The sequence below is a fragment of the Agrobacterium vitis genome (assembly GCF_013337045.2).
GTDB lineage: Bacteria > Pseudomonadota > Alphaproteobacteria > Rhizobiales > Rhizobiaceae > Allorhizobium > Allorhizobium vitis_B.
Genome location: NZ_CP118260.1, coordinates 366467 through 381343 on the forward strand (window position 1 = coordinate 366467; position 14877 = coordinate 381343).

The window sequence follows — 14877 nt, forward strand, 5'->3', positions numbered from 1 at the left end:
GATAGGGCACCGCAAGAAGATGCAGGGTGTAATCCCGTGCAATTTGAGGGACCGAGCCTTTCGGCCCGGTTTTCTCTATGTGTTTGAGATATTGGTAATTTATACAAGGCGAAGATGTGTAAACATCCTCCAGCATCGTGCGGTTTCTAGGTTGCCGCACGATGCTGATGCCTTGTGATGCATGATTCAGGCGCTTGCCGGATAGACTTTCCAGCGTTTGGGCCGGAAGGATATCCCGGTTCGGGTGGCGGCGGGATGATCGACGGGAACGTCGATTTCCGCCAGATGCCGTGCGCCGCCAAGCTCCAGTTCCAGACGACGGGTTCCCGACAGCCTTCGGCTGCTGATCACCGTTCCGGCAAAGCAACCGCCACAGCCATCGACAATCTCGACTTCCTGCGGCCGGAAGAACAGGGTCGCATTGCCGTTGCCCTCGGATTTCAGCCCGGTTGGCCGGTCATCAAGCCAGATCTGGCCGGATTCGATGCGCACCGGCAGCGCCGAGGATTCACCAATGAAGCGGTGAACGAAGGGGGCCGCCGGATTGTCATAGACGTCATCAGCGGTGCCGACCTGCTCGATGCGGCCCTGGCTCATCACCACCACCCGGTCGGCAAGCTCCAGGGCTTCTTCCTGGTCGTGGGTGACGAACACGGTGGTATGGCCGGTGCGATCATGAATTTCCCGCAGCCAGCGCCGCAAATCCTTGCGGACCTGGGCATCGAGGGCGCCAAAGGGCTCGTCCAGCAGCAGCACCTTGGGCTCGATTGCCATGGCGCGGGCCAGCGCGACGCGCTGGCGCTGGCCACCGGAGAGCTGGGCGGGGTAGCGCTTTTCAAGGCCCGATAGCTGAACAAAATCAAGCAGCTCCAAGGCCCTCTTGCGGATTTCTGCCTTGGGCGGACGCGACGACTTTGGCCGAACGGTGAGGCCGAAGCCGACATTTTCCAGCACCGTCATATGCTTGAACAGCGCATAGTGCTGGAACACGAAGCCGACTTGCCGCTCCTGCACCGTCTTGCGCGACGCATCGTCGTCGCCGAAGAAAATCTGCCCGGCGCTTGGCCGCTCAAGCCCGGCGATCAGCCGCAGCAAGGTGGTTTTTCCCGAACCGGAGGGGCCGACAAGCGCGATCAGCTCGCCGGAGCGGATGTCCAGCGACAGTTCGTGGAGGGCGGCGGTCGCGTTGAAGTCCTTGCGGATATTGCGAATATTCAGTTCCATGAGCGAATTCCCGATCAATGCCCACGGGCAGCCGACAATTGGTCGGCATAGCGCAGTTCAATGGTTGTCTTGAGAACGAGGGTGACCAATGCCAGCCCAGCCAGCAGTGAAGCGACCGCGAAGGCAGCGGCGAAGTTATATTCGTTATAGAGAATTTCGATATGCAGCGGCATGGTGTTGGTCACACCCCGGATATGGCCTGAAACCACCGAGACCGCGCCGAATTCTCCCATGGCCCGGGCGTTGCACAGCAGCACGCCGTAGAGCAATCCCCAGCGGATATTCGGCAGGGTGACCCGCCAGAAGGTTTGCCAGCCGCTGGCACCGAGGCTGATTGCGGCCTCTTCATCGCCAGTGCCCTGCTCCTGCATGACCGGGATCAGTTCGCGCGCCACGAAAGGGAAAGTGACGAAAATCGTTGCCAGCACGATGCCCGGCACGGCAAACAGGATCTCGACGCCATGCGTGCGCAGCCATGGGCCAAGCAGGCTGTTGGAGCCGAACAGCAGCACATAGACCAGACCGGATATGACCGGCGACACTGAAAATGGCAGGTCGATCAGGGTGATCAGGAAGGCCTTGCCGTGAAATTCGAATTTCGCAATCGCCCAGGCGGCCGCAATGCCGAAGATCACGTTGGCAGGAACGGCGATTACCGCGACCAGCAGTGTCAACCGCATGGCCGAGAGGGCGTCGGGTTCGACAAGCGCTTCCAGCCAGGCGCTGGCGCCATTGCGGAATGCCTCGGAAAACACCGCCACCAGCGGGAGCACCAGAAACAGCAGCAGGAACAGCAGTGAGACGAGAATGAGCAGACATTGGACGACAGGCGTCTCGGTCGTCGCTCGATGAAAGGTAGGGGAGCGGCGGTCAGTCATTGCCATATTTTCTCCGGCTTGCAGCCTGAATGAGATTGATCAGCAGCAACATGGCAAAGGAAATCGCCAGCATCACCGCGCCAACGGCGGTTGCGCCCGCATAGTTGAACTCCTCCAGCCGGATGACGATGAGAAGGGGTGCGATTTCAGACACATAAGGTACATTGCCGGCAACGAAGATCACCGATCCATATTCCCCGACCCCACGCGCCAGGGCAAGGGCAAAGCCGGTTAGAATAGCCGGTGCAAGGCCCGGCAGAAGCACTTTGAAAATCGTTGCGAAGCGGCTGGCGCCCAGCGTTGCTGCGGCCTCCTCCACGTCGCGGTCGATTTCTTCCATGACCGGCTGCACGGTGCGCACCACGAAGGGCAGGCCGATAAACACCATGGCAACGACGATACCAGCCTGGGTATAGGCGACTTTAAGTCCAAGCGGCGCAAGAAGCGAGCCGATCCAGCCGTTTGGCGCGTAGAGCGAGGCAAGGGCGATACCGGCAACGGCGGTTGGCAGCGCAAAGGGCAGATCGACCATCGCGTCGATGATCCGCCGCCCCCAGAAATTGTAGCGCACCAGCACCCAGGCGACCAATACGCCGAATACGACATTGAGCAGTGCCGCCAGGATGGCCGAGCCGAAGCTGACCTTCAGTGCGCCAAGCGTCCTGCGGTCAGACGCGATATGCCAGAAATCCGCCCAGCCGAGTTCGGCGGAGCGCCAGACCAGACCGGACAGGGGAATGAGAACGATGAGGGCGAGGTAAAACACCGTGAAGCCGAACGTTAACCCGAATCCGGGAAGAACGCTCGGCTGACGGAATTGCCACCTGCCTTGAACAGGACTATGGGCCATTCTGTTTTTCTTACTTTCTTGGCTGACTTATTTTCCGGGCTGGTAGATCTGGTCGAACAGGCCACCATCAGCGAAGAATTGCGGTTGTACTTTTGCCCAGCCACCGAAATCCTCGATGGTGACGAGATCAACAGACGGGAAGCGCTTCAAATCAGCGGGATCGGCCAGCTCCGGCTTTGCAGGGCGATAATAATGCTTGGCAGCGATTTTCTGCCCGGCGTCGGAATAGAGATAATCGAGATAGGCCTTGGCGACTGCTTCCGTCCCATGGGCTTTGGCATTGCCTTCAACGACGGCGACTGGCGGTTCTGCCTTGACCGAAACGGACGGCACAATGATGTCGAATTTGTCGGGGCCGAGTTCATCGATTGACAGGAAGGCTTCGTTTTCCCAGGCAAGCAGAACATCGCCGATGCCGCGCTGCACGAAGGTGGTGGTGGAGCCGCGCGCCCCGGTATCCAGAACCGGCACATGCTTGAACAGGGCGCTCAGATAGTCCTTGGCTTTTTGCTGGTCGCCATTATTGGCCTTCAACGCCCAGCCCCAGGCGGCCAGCACGTTCCAGCGGGCACCGCCCGAGGTTTTCGGGTTGGGGGTGATCACTTCGATCCCGTCCTTGGTGAGGTCGGCCCAGTCCTTGATGCCTTTCGGATTGCCCTTGCGCACCAGAAAGACGATGGTGGATGTATAGGGTGCGCTGCTGCTTGGCAGTTTGGTTTTCCAGTCGGCAGGGATCTTGCCGGTCTTTTCGGCGATGGCGGAAATATCCGCTTCCAATGCCAGGGTCACGACATCGGCCTCAAGACCGTCGATCACCGAGCGGGCCTGGGCGCCGGAACCGCCATGCGACATTCTCACCGAGACGCTATCGCCGGTCTTCTGCTTCCAATAGGCGGCGAAGGCGGGGTTGAAATCCTTGTACAACTCGCGCGTGGGATCATAGCTGACATTCAGCAGCGTGACATTGGCGGCGACAGCTGGGGCCACCAGAACCGGCATGGCAAGGCTTGCCGCCAGTGTCATTGCGGCAACGATCTTCATGGTTCGAAAGCGGGACATTGCGATCTCCTTACCCCTAAGACTGTAAAATCTATTGAGGTTATAGAGTATGTCAACGGATAAGGATAATTCGAGAGAGAACGTGCCCTCAAGCGCTTCCAGTTTAGCAATTTCAAGCGTCATTCCGGCTCAGAGCGGCAGGATTTTTCAGCGCCGGGGGCATTGCCTCACGGCGCCAGATGGAAAGTATCGCTTGCGCCGGGCACCAGTTCCAGCGGCCAGAGACGGTTGCCGGCATGGGTCTTGTAGCTCTCGGCATAGTCGGGCATCGAGGCCAGCAAGGTTTCTGCCAGCTCTACGCCGAGATCCTCCAGGGATAAGCGATAGCAGGTCAATGCCGGTTGCAAAAATTGGGCGCGCGGGGACTCGCGAAAACCGATGACGGCGATGTCCTTGCCGGGGATGATATCTGCTTCGGCCAGCCGCCGGTACAGGCCAATCGCCATCAGTTCATAGACCAGGATGACGGCGGTGGGGCGCGGATCGAGCGCTAACAGTTCGCTGCCAACATTATAACCGCCGCTTTCACTGGATCTTGCCCGCAGCACCAGCGCCGGATCGAATGTGATGCCATTGCGCTCAAGTGCGGCCTGATAGGCATCGGTAAACACGGTGCCGAGGTTGATATCGGTGCAGGGGGCGGCGATGGCGATGCGGCGATGACCTTTCGACACCAGCCGATCCACGGCGGAATTGGCGACACCGGCAAAATCGAGGTCGATCCAGGTATGGCTGCCACCGGATGTGCTGCGCCCCAGGGTTACAAAGGGTATCTTGGTTTTGATCAGCAGGTCGATGCGCTTATCGACCCGTTGGGTGGCGGAAATGATCATCGCATCGACCAAGCGGCGGGCCACCATGCGCTGTAGATACTCAAGGGGGTCTTCGTCGGCGGGGCAGGGGAGAAGGACGAGGTCGAGATTGTGGCGGGCAAACACCGTTTGCAAGCCGTCCATGACGCCGAAAAAGAAGTTGTCGCTGTTGTCGGCATTATCCTTGCCGGCCTCGATCATCAGTCCGATGACATTGGTCGTGCCTTTGCGCAGGCTGCGGCCGGACTGATTGGCGACATAGCCCAGCTGCTCAGCGGCCTCCAGCACCCGCCGTCGCGTTTCCGCATTGACGTCGGGGCGTCCATTCAGCGCGCGCGACACGGTCCCGATGGAGATGTCGAGATGTTTTGCAAGCTGATGTATGCCCTTCATGCCAGATACTTTCTCCCTGAAGCCACCTCACCAAAAGGCGCTACGATGAGCAGGCCGGTTGTAAATCCCATGCTCTGCCTTGTCCGGTGTACTGTAAAATTTCGCAAGCAGGAATCGGTTTTTCCCTTGAGCTTGAAGCGGTTTATCGTGTCGCCGGGCATAATAACCAGGCCGCGTATTGACATGAGACAAAAACCGCGATTAGTATCGTAAACGTTTACGGAAACCGATGCAAAGAGGAGTTTGCGCGGCTGGAGGCTGTCGGAAGAGCGTTTGCTGTTTCGGCCTATCGAAAACCGGAAACTGGAACCATGTCTGGCGCGATAGCGACCGGATGGGATGCAAGGGAGGATATCTTGCAATTCAAAGCCGTTTTATGCGGGTGCGGAGCTATGGCCAAGGGCTGGCTTCGGGCCATTGCCGACACGCCCTCGCTTGCCGAGCGAATTTCTGTCGTCGGGCTCGTTGACGTCAATGTTTCAGCAGCCGAGGCCTTGGCAGAGGAATTCGGCTTCGAAGGTGCGGTGACGGGCAACAGTCTTGCCGATGTTCTCCAACAGACGGCACCCGATCTGGTCTTCGATGTCGTCATCCCGGCGGCCCGCTTCGATATCGTGTCCACCGCGCTGAAGGCCGGATGCCACGTGCTCAGCGAAAAGCCCATGGCCAATACGCTGGAAGAGGCGAAGGCCCTGGTTAAACTGGCCACTGAGACGGGGCGTATCCACGCCGTCGTGCAGAACCGCCGCTTCATTCAAGGGGTCCGCCGGATGCGGCAATTCCTGGACAGCGGCGCGATCGGTGAGTTGACGGCAGTGCATTGTGATTTCTTCCTGGCACCGCATTTCGGCGGGTTTAGGGATGAGATGGAGCATGTCCTGCTGCTCGACATGGCAATCCATACATTCGATGCCGCCCGTTTCATAGCCAATCGTCAGCCGCTGGCGGCCTATTGCGTGGAGCGCAATCCGCAAGGCTCCTGGTATGCCCATGGCGCCAGCGCCAATGCGATCTTCGAGTTCACTGACGATGTGGTCTTCACCTATCGCGGCTCCTGGTGCGCCGAAGGGCACAGGACGAGTTGGGAAAGTGCGTGGCGGCTGGTCGGCAGCAGGGGCATGCTGACCTGGGATGGGGAAGAGACGTTTGAAGCCTCCATTGCCGCAGACGAACCCGGCCTGTTGCGTGGATATTCGACCGTAAACGTTTCTGAAGACGTCGCGCCGGGCGAGACGCATGGCCATGCCAGCGTGCTGGAAAGCTTCATTGCGGCAGTTGCCGGTGGCGATCCGCCCGAGACCGCCGGTTTCGACAATATCAACAGTCTTGCCATGGTGTTTGCCGCCATCGAAAGCGCCAAGAGCGGCAAGCGTATCGACATTTCAGCTTCGCTATAAGGACCATGACTGTGAGCAATCCTGCAAAATCCATTCGTATCGGCACCATGATCAGCGGCAATAACGGCGATGCCGCCACCCGCATCCGGGAAATCGCCGGTCTTGGCTTTGAAAGTTTCGAGCCGTTTTTCTGGCAGACGACCAAGGGCCAGAACCTTGCCGAACTCGGCAAGCGCTGCGTCGATGCCATCGGCGACCGGGACATCACCATTTCGACGCTCGGCATGTTCGGCAATCCGCTTGAGGAAACCGACATCGACTTTGAGACGCTGGAGGGCTGGAAACAATGCATCGATAATGCCCATCATTTCGGTGCTACTTGCGTTGCCGGCTTTACCGGGCGGCTGCGAGGTAAGGTATTGACGGACAGCCTGCCACGCTACCGCGAAATTTGGAGCGAACTGGCCAAGCGCGCTGCCGACAAGGGCATTCGCATCGCCTTTGAAAACTGCGCCATGGACGGCAACTGGCAGAGCGGAGACTGGAATATTGCCCATAACCCCGATGCCTGGGAGTTGATGTTCAACGAGACCCCGGATGACAATATCGGCCTTGAATGGGAACCCTGCCATCAGATGGTCTACCTGATCGATCCCCTGCCGCAGATCCGCAAATGGGCATCCAAGATCTTCCACGTGCACGGCAAGGATGCCACCATTCGCTGGGATGTCATTCGTGAACACGGCATTTTCGGCAAGGAGCCGTTCGTGTTCATGCGCACACCGGGCTTCGGCGACAGCAATTGGACCAATGTGATCAGCGAGTTGCGCCTTGCCGGCTATAGCGGCGCGATCGATATCGAAGGCTGGCATGATCCCGTCTATCGCGACGCTTTGGAAATGACCGGCCAGGTCCATGCCCTCAACCATCTGAAGCAGGCGCGTGGCGGCGATTTTATCGACGAAACCGCCGTCTATGGCGGGGGAGACCCAACGCTGAAATAGCATGAAGTCTCGAGATCGTCCGGCATGGAGGTGCCGGGCGATTGGAGGACGGGATAGAAACGGAGGAGGAAACCCATGATCATCAACAGACGTGCCTTGATCGCTGTGCTGGCTCTTGCCACGGCTTGCCCGCTTGCATCGACCGCCCGGGCGGACGACGTTACACTCAATCTCTGGTCGCTCGACAAGGATATCCAGCCTGCGCCCAATCTGGTCAAGCAATTCAACGCGCTCAACAATGGCATCAAGATCGAGTATCGGCTCCTTCAGTTCGACGATGTCGTAACGGAAGCGATGCGCGCCTATTCGACCGGACAGGCGCCAGATATCATCGCGGTCGATAATCCGGAACACGCGCTGTTTGCCTCGCGGGGTGCTTTCCTCGATCTCACCGACATGATCGCCAAGTCGGATGTGATCAAGCCACAGAACTATTTTCCGGGACCGCTTGCGTCTGTGACCTGGAAGGAGCGCTATTTCGGCGTGCCGAAAGCCACCAACACCATCGCGCTCTACTACAACCGCGACATGTTCAAGGCTAAGGGGCTCGATCCACTCAAGCCACCGCAGACCTGGGACGAACTTGTGGCCGCTGCCCGCAAGCTGAACGACCCGGCTAAGAACGTCTACGGCCTGGCTTTTTCCGCCAAGGCCAGTGAAGAGGGAACGTTCCAGTTTCTGCCCTGGGCGCAGATGGGCGGCGGCGGCTATGACCATATCAATGCTCCGGGCGCGGTAAAGGCGCTGGAGACCTGGAAAACCATCATGATCGAAAAACTGGCCTCGCCGGATACGCTGACCCGCGGCCAGTGGGATTCGACCGGTACGTTTAATTCCGGCAATGCCGCCATGGCGATTTCGGGGCCGTGGGAACTTGACCGCATGCTGAAGGAAGCCAAGTTCGACTGGGGCGTCGCCCTGCTTCCGGTGCCAAGCCCCGGCGCTGAACGGTCTTCCGGCATGGGTGATTTCAACTGGGCGATCTTTTCCAGCACCAAGCATCCCGCCGAAGCCTTCAAGGCGCTGGAGTTCTTCGCCTCGCAGGACAAGGATATGTTCAAGAATTTCGGACAGCTGCCAGCCCGTTCCGACATCGCCATTCCGCCATCGGGTTCGCCTTTGAAGGATGCGGCGCTGCAAGTGTTTCTCGAGCAGATGAAATATGCCAAGCCGCGCGGGCCACATCCGGCCTGGCCGAAAATCTCCAAGGCGATCCAGGATGCCATTCAGGCCGCCCTGACTGGCCAGATGACGCCCAAGGATGCGCTGGACCAGGCGCAGAAAAAGATCAAAGCCGCCCTGGGCTGAGCGTCGACACCATCCCGCAATCACGTCATGCGCCGTCAATGCGCGTGGCATGGCTACCCTTCCTCCCGGCAGGGGCTGCATTTCTCCTGGGAGAATGCGGCCCCTGGACGGCGCTCTGAATGGAGAAAGAGGTCTCATGAAACGGATCATGTCGAGTATTGTCGATGGGCGTGGCTTCGACTTCGGTCTGGCCGGGGTGCCGCTGGCCTTTCTTCTGGTCATGTCGGGTCTGCCGTTGATCTATAATATCGTGATGAGCTTTCAGGAGGTTGACATGTTCAGCCTTGGAACCTTTTCCCGTCCCTTTGTCGGTTTTCAGAACTATATCGACCTGATGGCGCAACCGGAAACGCTGCCCATATTCACCAATACGGCGATTTTCGTTGTGGCATCGATTGCCGGGCAATTCCTTCTGGGCTTTGGTCTGGCGCTGTTTTTCGGGGTGGGATTTCCTGGTTCCTCCTGGCTGCGCGGCCTGTTTCTGGTGTCGTGGATCATGCCCGGTCTCGTCGTCGGCGCGACCTGGAACTGGATACTCTCAGGTGATTTCGGCGTATTCAATTATATGCTGCGCGAAACCGGGCTGATCAGCGCCAATATCTTCTGGCGGTCCGATCCGGCCTATGCGCTATGGGCGGTGATTATCGCCAATGTCTGGCTGGGCACCTCCTTCAACATGATCCTGCTGTCCGTGGGGCTATCCGGCATCCCCAAGGATCTGTATGAGGCAGCGCAACTGGATGGCGCGACCGTGCTGCAACGGTTCTACACCATCACTTTGCCGATGATGCGCTCGTCCATTGGCGCGCTGGTGTCGCTGGGGTTGATCTTTACCTTGCAGCAATTCGACCTGTTTGCCGCCATTACCTCCGGCGGACCGGCCAATGCATCGAATGTGGCGCAGTATTGGGCCTGGGACCTGTCTTTCCGGCAATATGATTTCGCCAAGGGTGCGACTGTTTCGGTGATCATGACCGTCTTCGTGCTTCTGGCATCGCTCGTTTATGTCCGATCCACACGTCATGAGGTGCGCGGATGAGCGAAACAGTTCGTAACCGCCTGATGCTTGCCATCGCCCTCGTCATGGCGGCGATCTATCTCTTTCCGCTCTACTGGATGTATGTCACGGCACTGAAAACCGGCTCGGCAATGTTTGCCACCCCGCCGCATTTCTGGCCCGACGATCCGCAATGGGGTGTCTATGCTGATGTCTGGCAAAGCCGCAATATGGGCCGCTATCTGTGGAATTCGACAGTGATCGCCCTGGGTTCTGTCAGTATCATCTGCGTTCTCGGCACCGGCTGCGCCTATGTGCTGGCGCGCTATCGCAATGGCTGGGTCGATGCCGGTCTGTTCCTGATCCTGATGCTCCAGGTTCTACCGGCCTCGCTGATGATCACCCCGATCTTCGTCGGCTTTTCGCAGCTTGGCCTGCTGAACACGCCGCGCTTTGCCGTGATGCTGGCGGTGGCGGCGAAAAGCATGCCGTTCTTCGTGGTTTTGGTGCGTTCCAGCTTCATGACGGTGCCGATCGAGCTGGAGGAAGCGGCCATGGTCGATGGCAATTCGCGGATCGGGGCGTTTTTCAGCATCGTCCTGCCGCTGGCCCGCAATGGCATTCTCGTCAGCGCCATTCTGATCTTCATGCAGGCTTTTGGCGAATTCGTCTATTCCAAATCAATGATCCAATCGGTGGACCTGCAACCGGCCAGCGTCGGGCTGAACAGTTTCATGGGTCCCAATACCAATGAATGGAACGGGATCATGGCCTATGCCTCGATCTATGTGACGCCGATCCTCGCCATTTTCGTTCTTTTACAGCGCCGCATCGTCTCCGGCCTCACTTCGGGAGCCCTGAAATGACCATCCAGATCGAATTGAACGGCGTCAACAAGCATTACGGCGCTTTCCATGCCCTGAAGAACATCAATCTCGCCATTGAAAAGGGCAGTTTCGTCGCCCTGGTCGGTCCTTCCGGCTGTGGCAAGTCCACACTCTTGAGGTCACTGGCCGGATTGGAGAAGATTTCCGCCGGCGAAATGAAAATCGCGGGAAACCTGATGACCAATGTGCCGCCGCGCAAGCGCGACATTGCCATGGTGTTCCAGTCCTACGCGCTCTATCCGCATATGACGGTTGAGGAAAACCTGACCTATAGCCTGCGGATAAAGGGTATAGGCAAGGCGGAGGCGCGCCAGGCCGCCGAGGCGGTGGCGACAACAACCGGGCTGATGCCGCTGTTGAAGCGCTATCCGCGTGAACTTTCCGGCGGTCAGCGCCAGCGCGTCGCCATGAGCCGGGCGATCATCCGCAATCCCAAGGCCTTCCTGTTTGATGAGCCGCTGTCCAATCTCGATGCCTCGCTGCGGGTGCATATGCGAAAAGAGATCCGGCTGCTGCATGACCGGTTGAAGGCGACCTCCGTCTATGTCACCCACGATCAGGTCGAGGCGATGACCATGGCCGATCATGTCGTGGTGATGCGCGATGGCGTGATCGAGCAGCAGGGGCGGCCCCTGGACCTTTACGACCGGCCTGCTAACCGCTTCGTTGCCGGTTTCATCGGTTCCCCGGCGATGAATTTCATTCCTGCGCGGGTCTCGCCGGATGGACTTCGCCTGGAACTCGATTTCGTCGGGAAAGCCGAGGTACTGACATTTGCAGCCGGGATTACTATTGGCGTTGCGCCAGGCCAGCCCCTGACCCTTGGCCTGAGGCCGGAACACCTGTCGCTGATGCCATCCGGGCAAGGCGCGTTCGACGTTGAGGTGGCGCTGGTCGAATCGACGGGATCGTCAACCTATGTGACGACCAGAACCGACCCGGAATTGACCATTGTCGTTTCCGGTGGGCGTGGCCTGCGCTCCGGCGATCGGCTGGGTGTCGGGATCGATCCGAAGACCGTACATCTTTACGATGCGCAGACCGGTTTGCGGCTGGATTTTGAGGGCGCGCGATAAGAATTTTCCGCTTGTTGTGTTCTAATTATTAGAGCGCTTATTTTTTGACCGACGCTAATTCTTTGCTTGCGGCAAGTTCGTGCCGCAGGCTGTTGAAATATAAGGATCGGGGCCTTCAGTTTTGAAGGCTACACGCCGCGAAACTGAGTTTCGCCTATTTTATATGCAAAATTATGCATTGTTTAAAACTCTTGCAGAATGCGCGCTTGCGTGAAATGGTTTGGACGCGAGTAGAAGCGGTCTGAGCCTGACGCTCTGGGCATTGCTCGACGGTAAACCCTGTCGAAGAGATGCTTTCGTGCCGCTATTCTTGCCGCCATTTGCCGAAAATCACCATCACAGCCCGGTCTTTTTGATGCGGGGCGTGCCATCGCACGTCTGCCAGATTCATGCTTCCCCCCGTCAACCGTCCTTGAAAATCGAACACTGAGCCTTGGAGAAATACACCATGTTTCGTCGTAAGCTTGCGTCCACGCTGTTCACCCTTGGCCTTTTTTCCGGGACTGCCCTTGCCGCCGACAAGGTCACATTCCAGCTGGACTGGCTGCCGGGTGGCGACAAAGCACCGATTTATGTCTGTATCCATCAGGGCTTCTGTCGGGACGCGGGGCTTGATGTCACCATTGCCTCGGGCCGCGGCTCGACCGAGGCGATTTCGAAACTGGCGGCGGGCTCCTCCGATATCGGTGTTTCGGATATCGGCGCCTTGATGGCGGCTCGTGCCAATGAAGGCGTGAAGGTTGTTGGCGTTCTGTCGGTGTTCAACAAGGGGCCGCACGCCTTCTATGTGATCAAGGGCGGCTCAATCGCCACTGTTGCCGACGTCAAGGGCAAGACCATCGCCACATCGCCGTTTACCTCGTCCAATGTCTATCTGCCGCTGGTACTGAAGGACCAGTCCATCGATCCGTCCGCGATCAAGTTGATCAAGGCTGATCCCGGCGCGCTCGGTCCGATGCTGATGACCGGCAATGCCGATGGGATCATTGCCTGGATGACGGATTTCACCCGCTATTCCAATCAGGCCCGCCAAGCGGGCAAGGAAATCGTCGCGCTACCCTGGTCTGCTGCCGGGCTTGAGCTTTATTCGGCCTCATTGATCGCCAGTGAGGATTTCCTGGCCAAGCGCCCGGATGTCGCCAAGCGTTTCATCGAGGCCTACAAAAAGTCTGTGACATTTACCCGCGCCAATCCTGATGCCGCCGTCACCTCCGTGACCAGTGTGGTGCCGGAACTTGGGTCGGAAGACGTCAAGGGATCGATCAATGACACGCTGCCGCTGATCTTCAATGAGGTCACGGACAAGGATGGCTTGGGCGTGTTCGAGCCCAAGCGCCTGACGGAAACCTGGCGCCGGGTTGCCGCCGCCCAAGCCATCGATCCGGCCAAGCTTGACCCGGAAACCGTGGTCAACCGCAGCTTCATTCCAACGGAGTGAAGAGCATGACGATACCCGCAATCCGCTTCGACCGGCTTGGTCAGGTATTTTCGACCCGCTCGGGACAAACGGAAGCGCTGCGCGATGTCAGCTTCGAGGTGGCGCGGCATGAGTTTCTGGCCATTCTCGGCCCGTCCGGCTGCGGCAAATCCACCTTGCTGCGGATGATCGCCGGGCTTCTGGCCCCCAGCAGTGGTTCACTCCAGGTGTTCGGCCATCCCGTCACCGAGCCGCGCGACGATATTGGCATTGTGTTCCAGAAGCCGACACTGCTGCCCTGGGCGACAGTCGAGGACAATGTGCTGTTTCCGGCCCGCCACAAGCGCGGCAGGGTGAGCGCCGAGGAACGGCAGCGGGCAGGCGAGTTGTTGCGGATGGTGGGTCTGGAGGGGTTCGCCTCCCGGCTTCCCGATGAATTGTCGGGTGGCATGCAGCAACGGGTTGGCATTGCGCGGGCCTTGCTGATGGACCCGGATATCCTTTTGATGGACGAGCCGTTTTCGGCGCTTGATGCGCTGACCCGCGAAGTGATGGGCTTTGATCTGCTGCGGATTTTTACCGACCGTCCGAAGACAGTGGTGTTCATTACCCATTCCGTCAATGAGGCGGCGCTGCTGGCCGACCGCGTGCTGGTGATGACCGGCCGTCCCGGCACGGTGCTGACCGATATTGCCGTGCCAGTCGGTCGGCCGCGTGGTCCCGAAACAGCCAACGAGAAAGCCATTCATGACCTTACCGCTTATCTCCGCGACCTCCTCCTCAAGCGACAGGCGGCCTGAGCCTGTGGCTGGAACTGGCGGGCGACTGTCGTTGCGCAATACTGTCTCCAAGCTCATGGGCCTGCCGGGCCTTGCAGCGCTTGTCTCGCTGGCGGGTGTTATTCTGTTTTGGGAATTGGCTGTGCGGCTATTTGCTGTTCCGTCCTATCTGCTGCCGTCGCCATCGTCGATCTTCAATGCGTTTTCGTCCATCGGCATTGACCGTTGGGGCCTGCACCTCTGGGCGACGCTGCGGGTGGCGATGATTGGCTATGTGTTGTCGATTGCCATCGCCATTCCGCTGGCCATTGTCATGATGCGCTCGCCGCTTCTGTCAAAGACGCTTTACCCGCTGCTGGTCGTCATCCAGTCAACGCCGGTCGTCGCGGTGGCACCGATCATCATCGTCGTGCTGGGGGCGGGCGATGCGCCACGGGTGGTGATCACCTGTCTCATCACCTTCTTTCCGCTGGTCGTCTCGACGGCGACCGGGCTTGCGGCGACGCCGCCGGAATTGATCGAACTGTCCAGAAGCCTGCGGGCGCCCGCCTTTCGGGAGATTACCCAGATCAGGCTGCCCTTTGCCGTGCCTTACATCTTCTCTGCGCTGAAAATCTCGATCACGCTGGCGGTGATTGGCGCGGTGGTTGCGGAATTCTGCGCGTCCGAAGCGGGGGTGGGCTATTTCATCCAGTTTTCGACATCGCTGTTCAAACTGCCCCAGGCCTGGGCCGGATTGTTCGTGTTGGCAGCCTTGTCGCTCATCCTGTTTCAGACCGTGCTGCTCGTGCAGAAATTGCTCTTTCCGTGGAGCCTGCCGAAGAACAGTTGAAGCCTCTTGCCGGGGAAAATCTCC

The 14877-nt window shown here is 58.8% G+C and carries 14 protein-coding genes; 9 read left to right on the top strand and 5 right to left on the bottom strand.

Annotated elements, in window-relative coordinates; all coding sequences use genetic code 11:
* Nucleotides 1-186: 186 nt before the first annotated feature.
* From G6L01_RS19540 to G6L01_RS19560, 5 genes are all read right to left on the bottom strand, one after another.
* Nucleotides 187-1224, bottom strand: a complete 1038-nt coding sequence (locus G6L01_RS19540) for a sulfate/molybdate ABC transporter ATP-binding protein (RefSeq protein WP_070165250.1) — start codon at nt 1222-1224, stop codon at nt 187-189.
* Between the two features lie 14 nt (nt 1225-1238).
* Nucleotides 1239-2108: a sulfate ABC transporter permease subunit CysW gene (cysW, locus tag G6L01_RS19545; RefSeq protein ID WP_070165252.1), complete on the bottom strand. Its 870-nt coding sequence runs from the start codon at nt 2106-2108 to the stop codon at nt 1239-1241.
* The gene (gene cysT / locus G6L01_RS19550; protein ID WP_070165253.1) at nt 2095-2952 is read right to left on the bottom strand and encodes a sulfate ABC transporter permease subunit CysT; all 858 of its coding nucleotides are present in this window, start codon (nt 2950-2952) and stop codon (nt 2095-2097) included. Before cysT ends, cysW begins: the two co-directional genes overlap by 14 nt.
* Nucleotides 2953-2979: 27 nt before the next feature.
* The gene (locus tag G6L01_RS19555; RefSeq protein ID WP_070165255.1) at nt 2980-4011 is read right to left on the bottom strand and encodes a sulfate ABC transporter substrate-binding protein; all 1032 of its coding nucleotides are present in this window, start codon (nt 4009-4011) and stop codon (nt 2980-2982) included.
* 167 nt (nt 4012-4178) lie between these two features.
* Nucleotides 4179-5216, bottom strand: a complete 1038-nt coding sequence (locus G6L01_RS19560; protein ID WP_070165257.1) for a LacI family DNA-binding transcriptional regulator — start codon at nt 5214-5216, stop codon at nt 4179-4181.
* Between the two features lie 356 nt (nt 5217-5572).
* Between G6L01_RS19560 and G6L01_RS19565 the strand changes: the two genes are divergently transcribed.
* The 9 genes from G6L01_RS19565 (at nt 5573) to G6L01_RS19605 (ending at nt 14853) form a co-directional block, all read left to right on the top strand.
* On the top strand, nt 5573-6613 hold the full coding sequence (locus G6L01_RS19565) for a Gfo/Idh/MocA family protein (protein ID WP_070165654.1): 1041 nt from the start codon (nt 5573-5575) through the stop codon (nt 6611-6613).
* An 11-nt stretch (nt 6614-6624) separates the two neighbouring features.
* Nucleotides 6625-7557, top strand: coding sequence for a sugar phosphate isomerase/epimerase family protein (locus G6L01_RS19570; RefSeq protein ID WP_070165656.1), 933 nt, complete (start codon nt 6625-6627; stop codon nt 7555-7557).
* Between the two features lie 75 nt (nt 7558-7632).
* Entirely contained in the window at nt 7633-8865 is a 1233-nt protein-coding gene (locus G6L01_RS19575) for an ABC transporter substrate-binding protein (protein WP_070165259.1), read from the top strand.
* 136 nt (nt 8866-9001) lie between these two features.
* Nucleotides 9002-9904, top strand: coding sequence for a carbohydrate ABC transporter permease (locus tag G6L01_RS19580; RefSeq protein ID WP_071205699.1), 903 nt, complete (start codon nt 9002-9004; stop codon nt 9902-9904).
* A complete protein-coding gene (locus G6L01_RS19585; protein WP_070165264.1) occupies nt 9901-10728 on the top strand; it encodes a carbohydrate ABC transporter permease in 828 nt (275 codons plus the stop codon). The genes G6L01_RS19580 and G6L01_RS19585 overlap by 4 nt, the downstream gene beginning before the upstream one ends.
* On the top strand, nt 10725-11825 hold the full coding sequence (locus tag G6L01_RS19590) for an ABC transporter ATP-binding protein (RefSeq protein WP_070165265.1): 1101 nt from the start codon (nt 10725-10727) through the stop codon (nt 11823-11825). Before G6L01_RS19585 ends, G6L01_RS19590 begins: the two co-directional genes overlap by 4 nt.
* A 448-nt stretch (nt 11826-12273) precedes the next feature.
* Nucleotides 12274-13263, top strand: a complete 990-nt coding sequence (locus tag G6L01_RS19595) for an ABC transporter substrate-binding protein (RefSeq protein WP_070165267.1) — start codon at nt 12274-12276, stop codon at nt 13261-13263.
* A 5-nt stretch (nt 13264-13268) separates the two neighbouring features.
* Nucleotides 13269-14042, top strand: a complete 774-nt coding sequence (locus G6L01_RS19600) for an ABC transporter ATP-binding protein (RefSeq protein WP_071205701.1) — start codon at nt 13269-13271, stop codon at nt 14040-14042.
* Between the two features lie 55 nt (nt 14043-14097).
* Nucleotides 14098-14853 carry an ABC transporter permease subunit gene (locus G6L01_RS19605; RefSeq protein WP_070165270.1) on the top strand — a complete coding sequence of 252 codons (756 nt, stop codon included), beginning with the start codon at nt 14098-14100 and terminating at the stop codon, nt 14851-14853.
* Nucleotides 14854-14877 lie beyond the last annotated feature (24 nt).

Coding starts and splice junctions, on each gene's coding strand:
- G6L01_RS19590 (WP_070165265.1), top strand. CDS start 10,725: ATGACCATCCAGATCGAATTGAACGGCGTCAACAAGCATTACGGCGCT.
- G6L01_RS19540 (WP_070165250.1), bottom strand. CDS start 1,224: ATGGAACTGAATATTCGCAATATCCGCAAGGACTTCAACGCGACCGCC.
- G6L01_RS19560 (WP_070165257.1), bottom strand. CDS start 5,216: ATGAAGGGCATACATCAGCTTGCAAAACATCTCGACATCTCCATCGGG.
- G6L01_RS19600 (WP_071205701.1), top strand. CDS start 13,269: ATGACGATACCCGCAATCCGCTTCGACCGGCTTGGTCAGGTATTTTCG.
- G6L01_RS19575 (WP_070165259.1), top strand. CDS start 7,633: ATGATCATCAACAGACGTGCCTTGATCGCTGTGCTGGCTCTTGCCACG.
- G6L01_RS19585 (WP_070165264.1), top strand. CDS start 9,901: ATGAGCGAAACAGTTCGTAACCGCCTGATGCTTGCCATCGCCCTCGTC.
- cysW (WP_070165252.1), bottom strand. CDS start 2,108: ATGGCAATGACTGACCGCCGCTCCCCTACCTTTCATCGAGCGACGACC.
- G6L01_RS19605 (WP_070165270.1), top strand. CDS start 14,098: ATGGGCCTGCCGGGCCTTGCAGCGCTTGTCTCGCTGGCGGGTGTTATT.
- G6L01_RS19580 (WP_071205699.1), top strand. CDS start 9,002: ATGAAACGGATCATGTCGAGTATTGTCGATGGGCGTGGCTTCGACTTC.
- G6L01_RS19595 (WP_070165267.1), top strand. CDS start 12,274: ATGTTTCGTCGTAAGCTTGCGTCCACGCTGTTCACCCTTGGCCTTTTT.
- G6L01_RS19555 (WP_070165255.1), bottom strand. CDS start 4,011: ATGTCCCGCTTTCGAACCATGAAGATCGTTGCCGCAATGACACTGGCG.
- cysT (WP_070165253.1), bottom strand. CDS start 2,952: ATGGCCCATAGTCCTGTTCAAGGCAGGTGGCAATTCCGTCAGCCGAGC.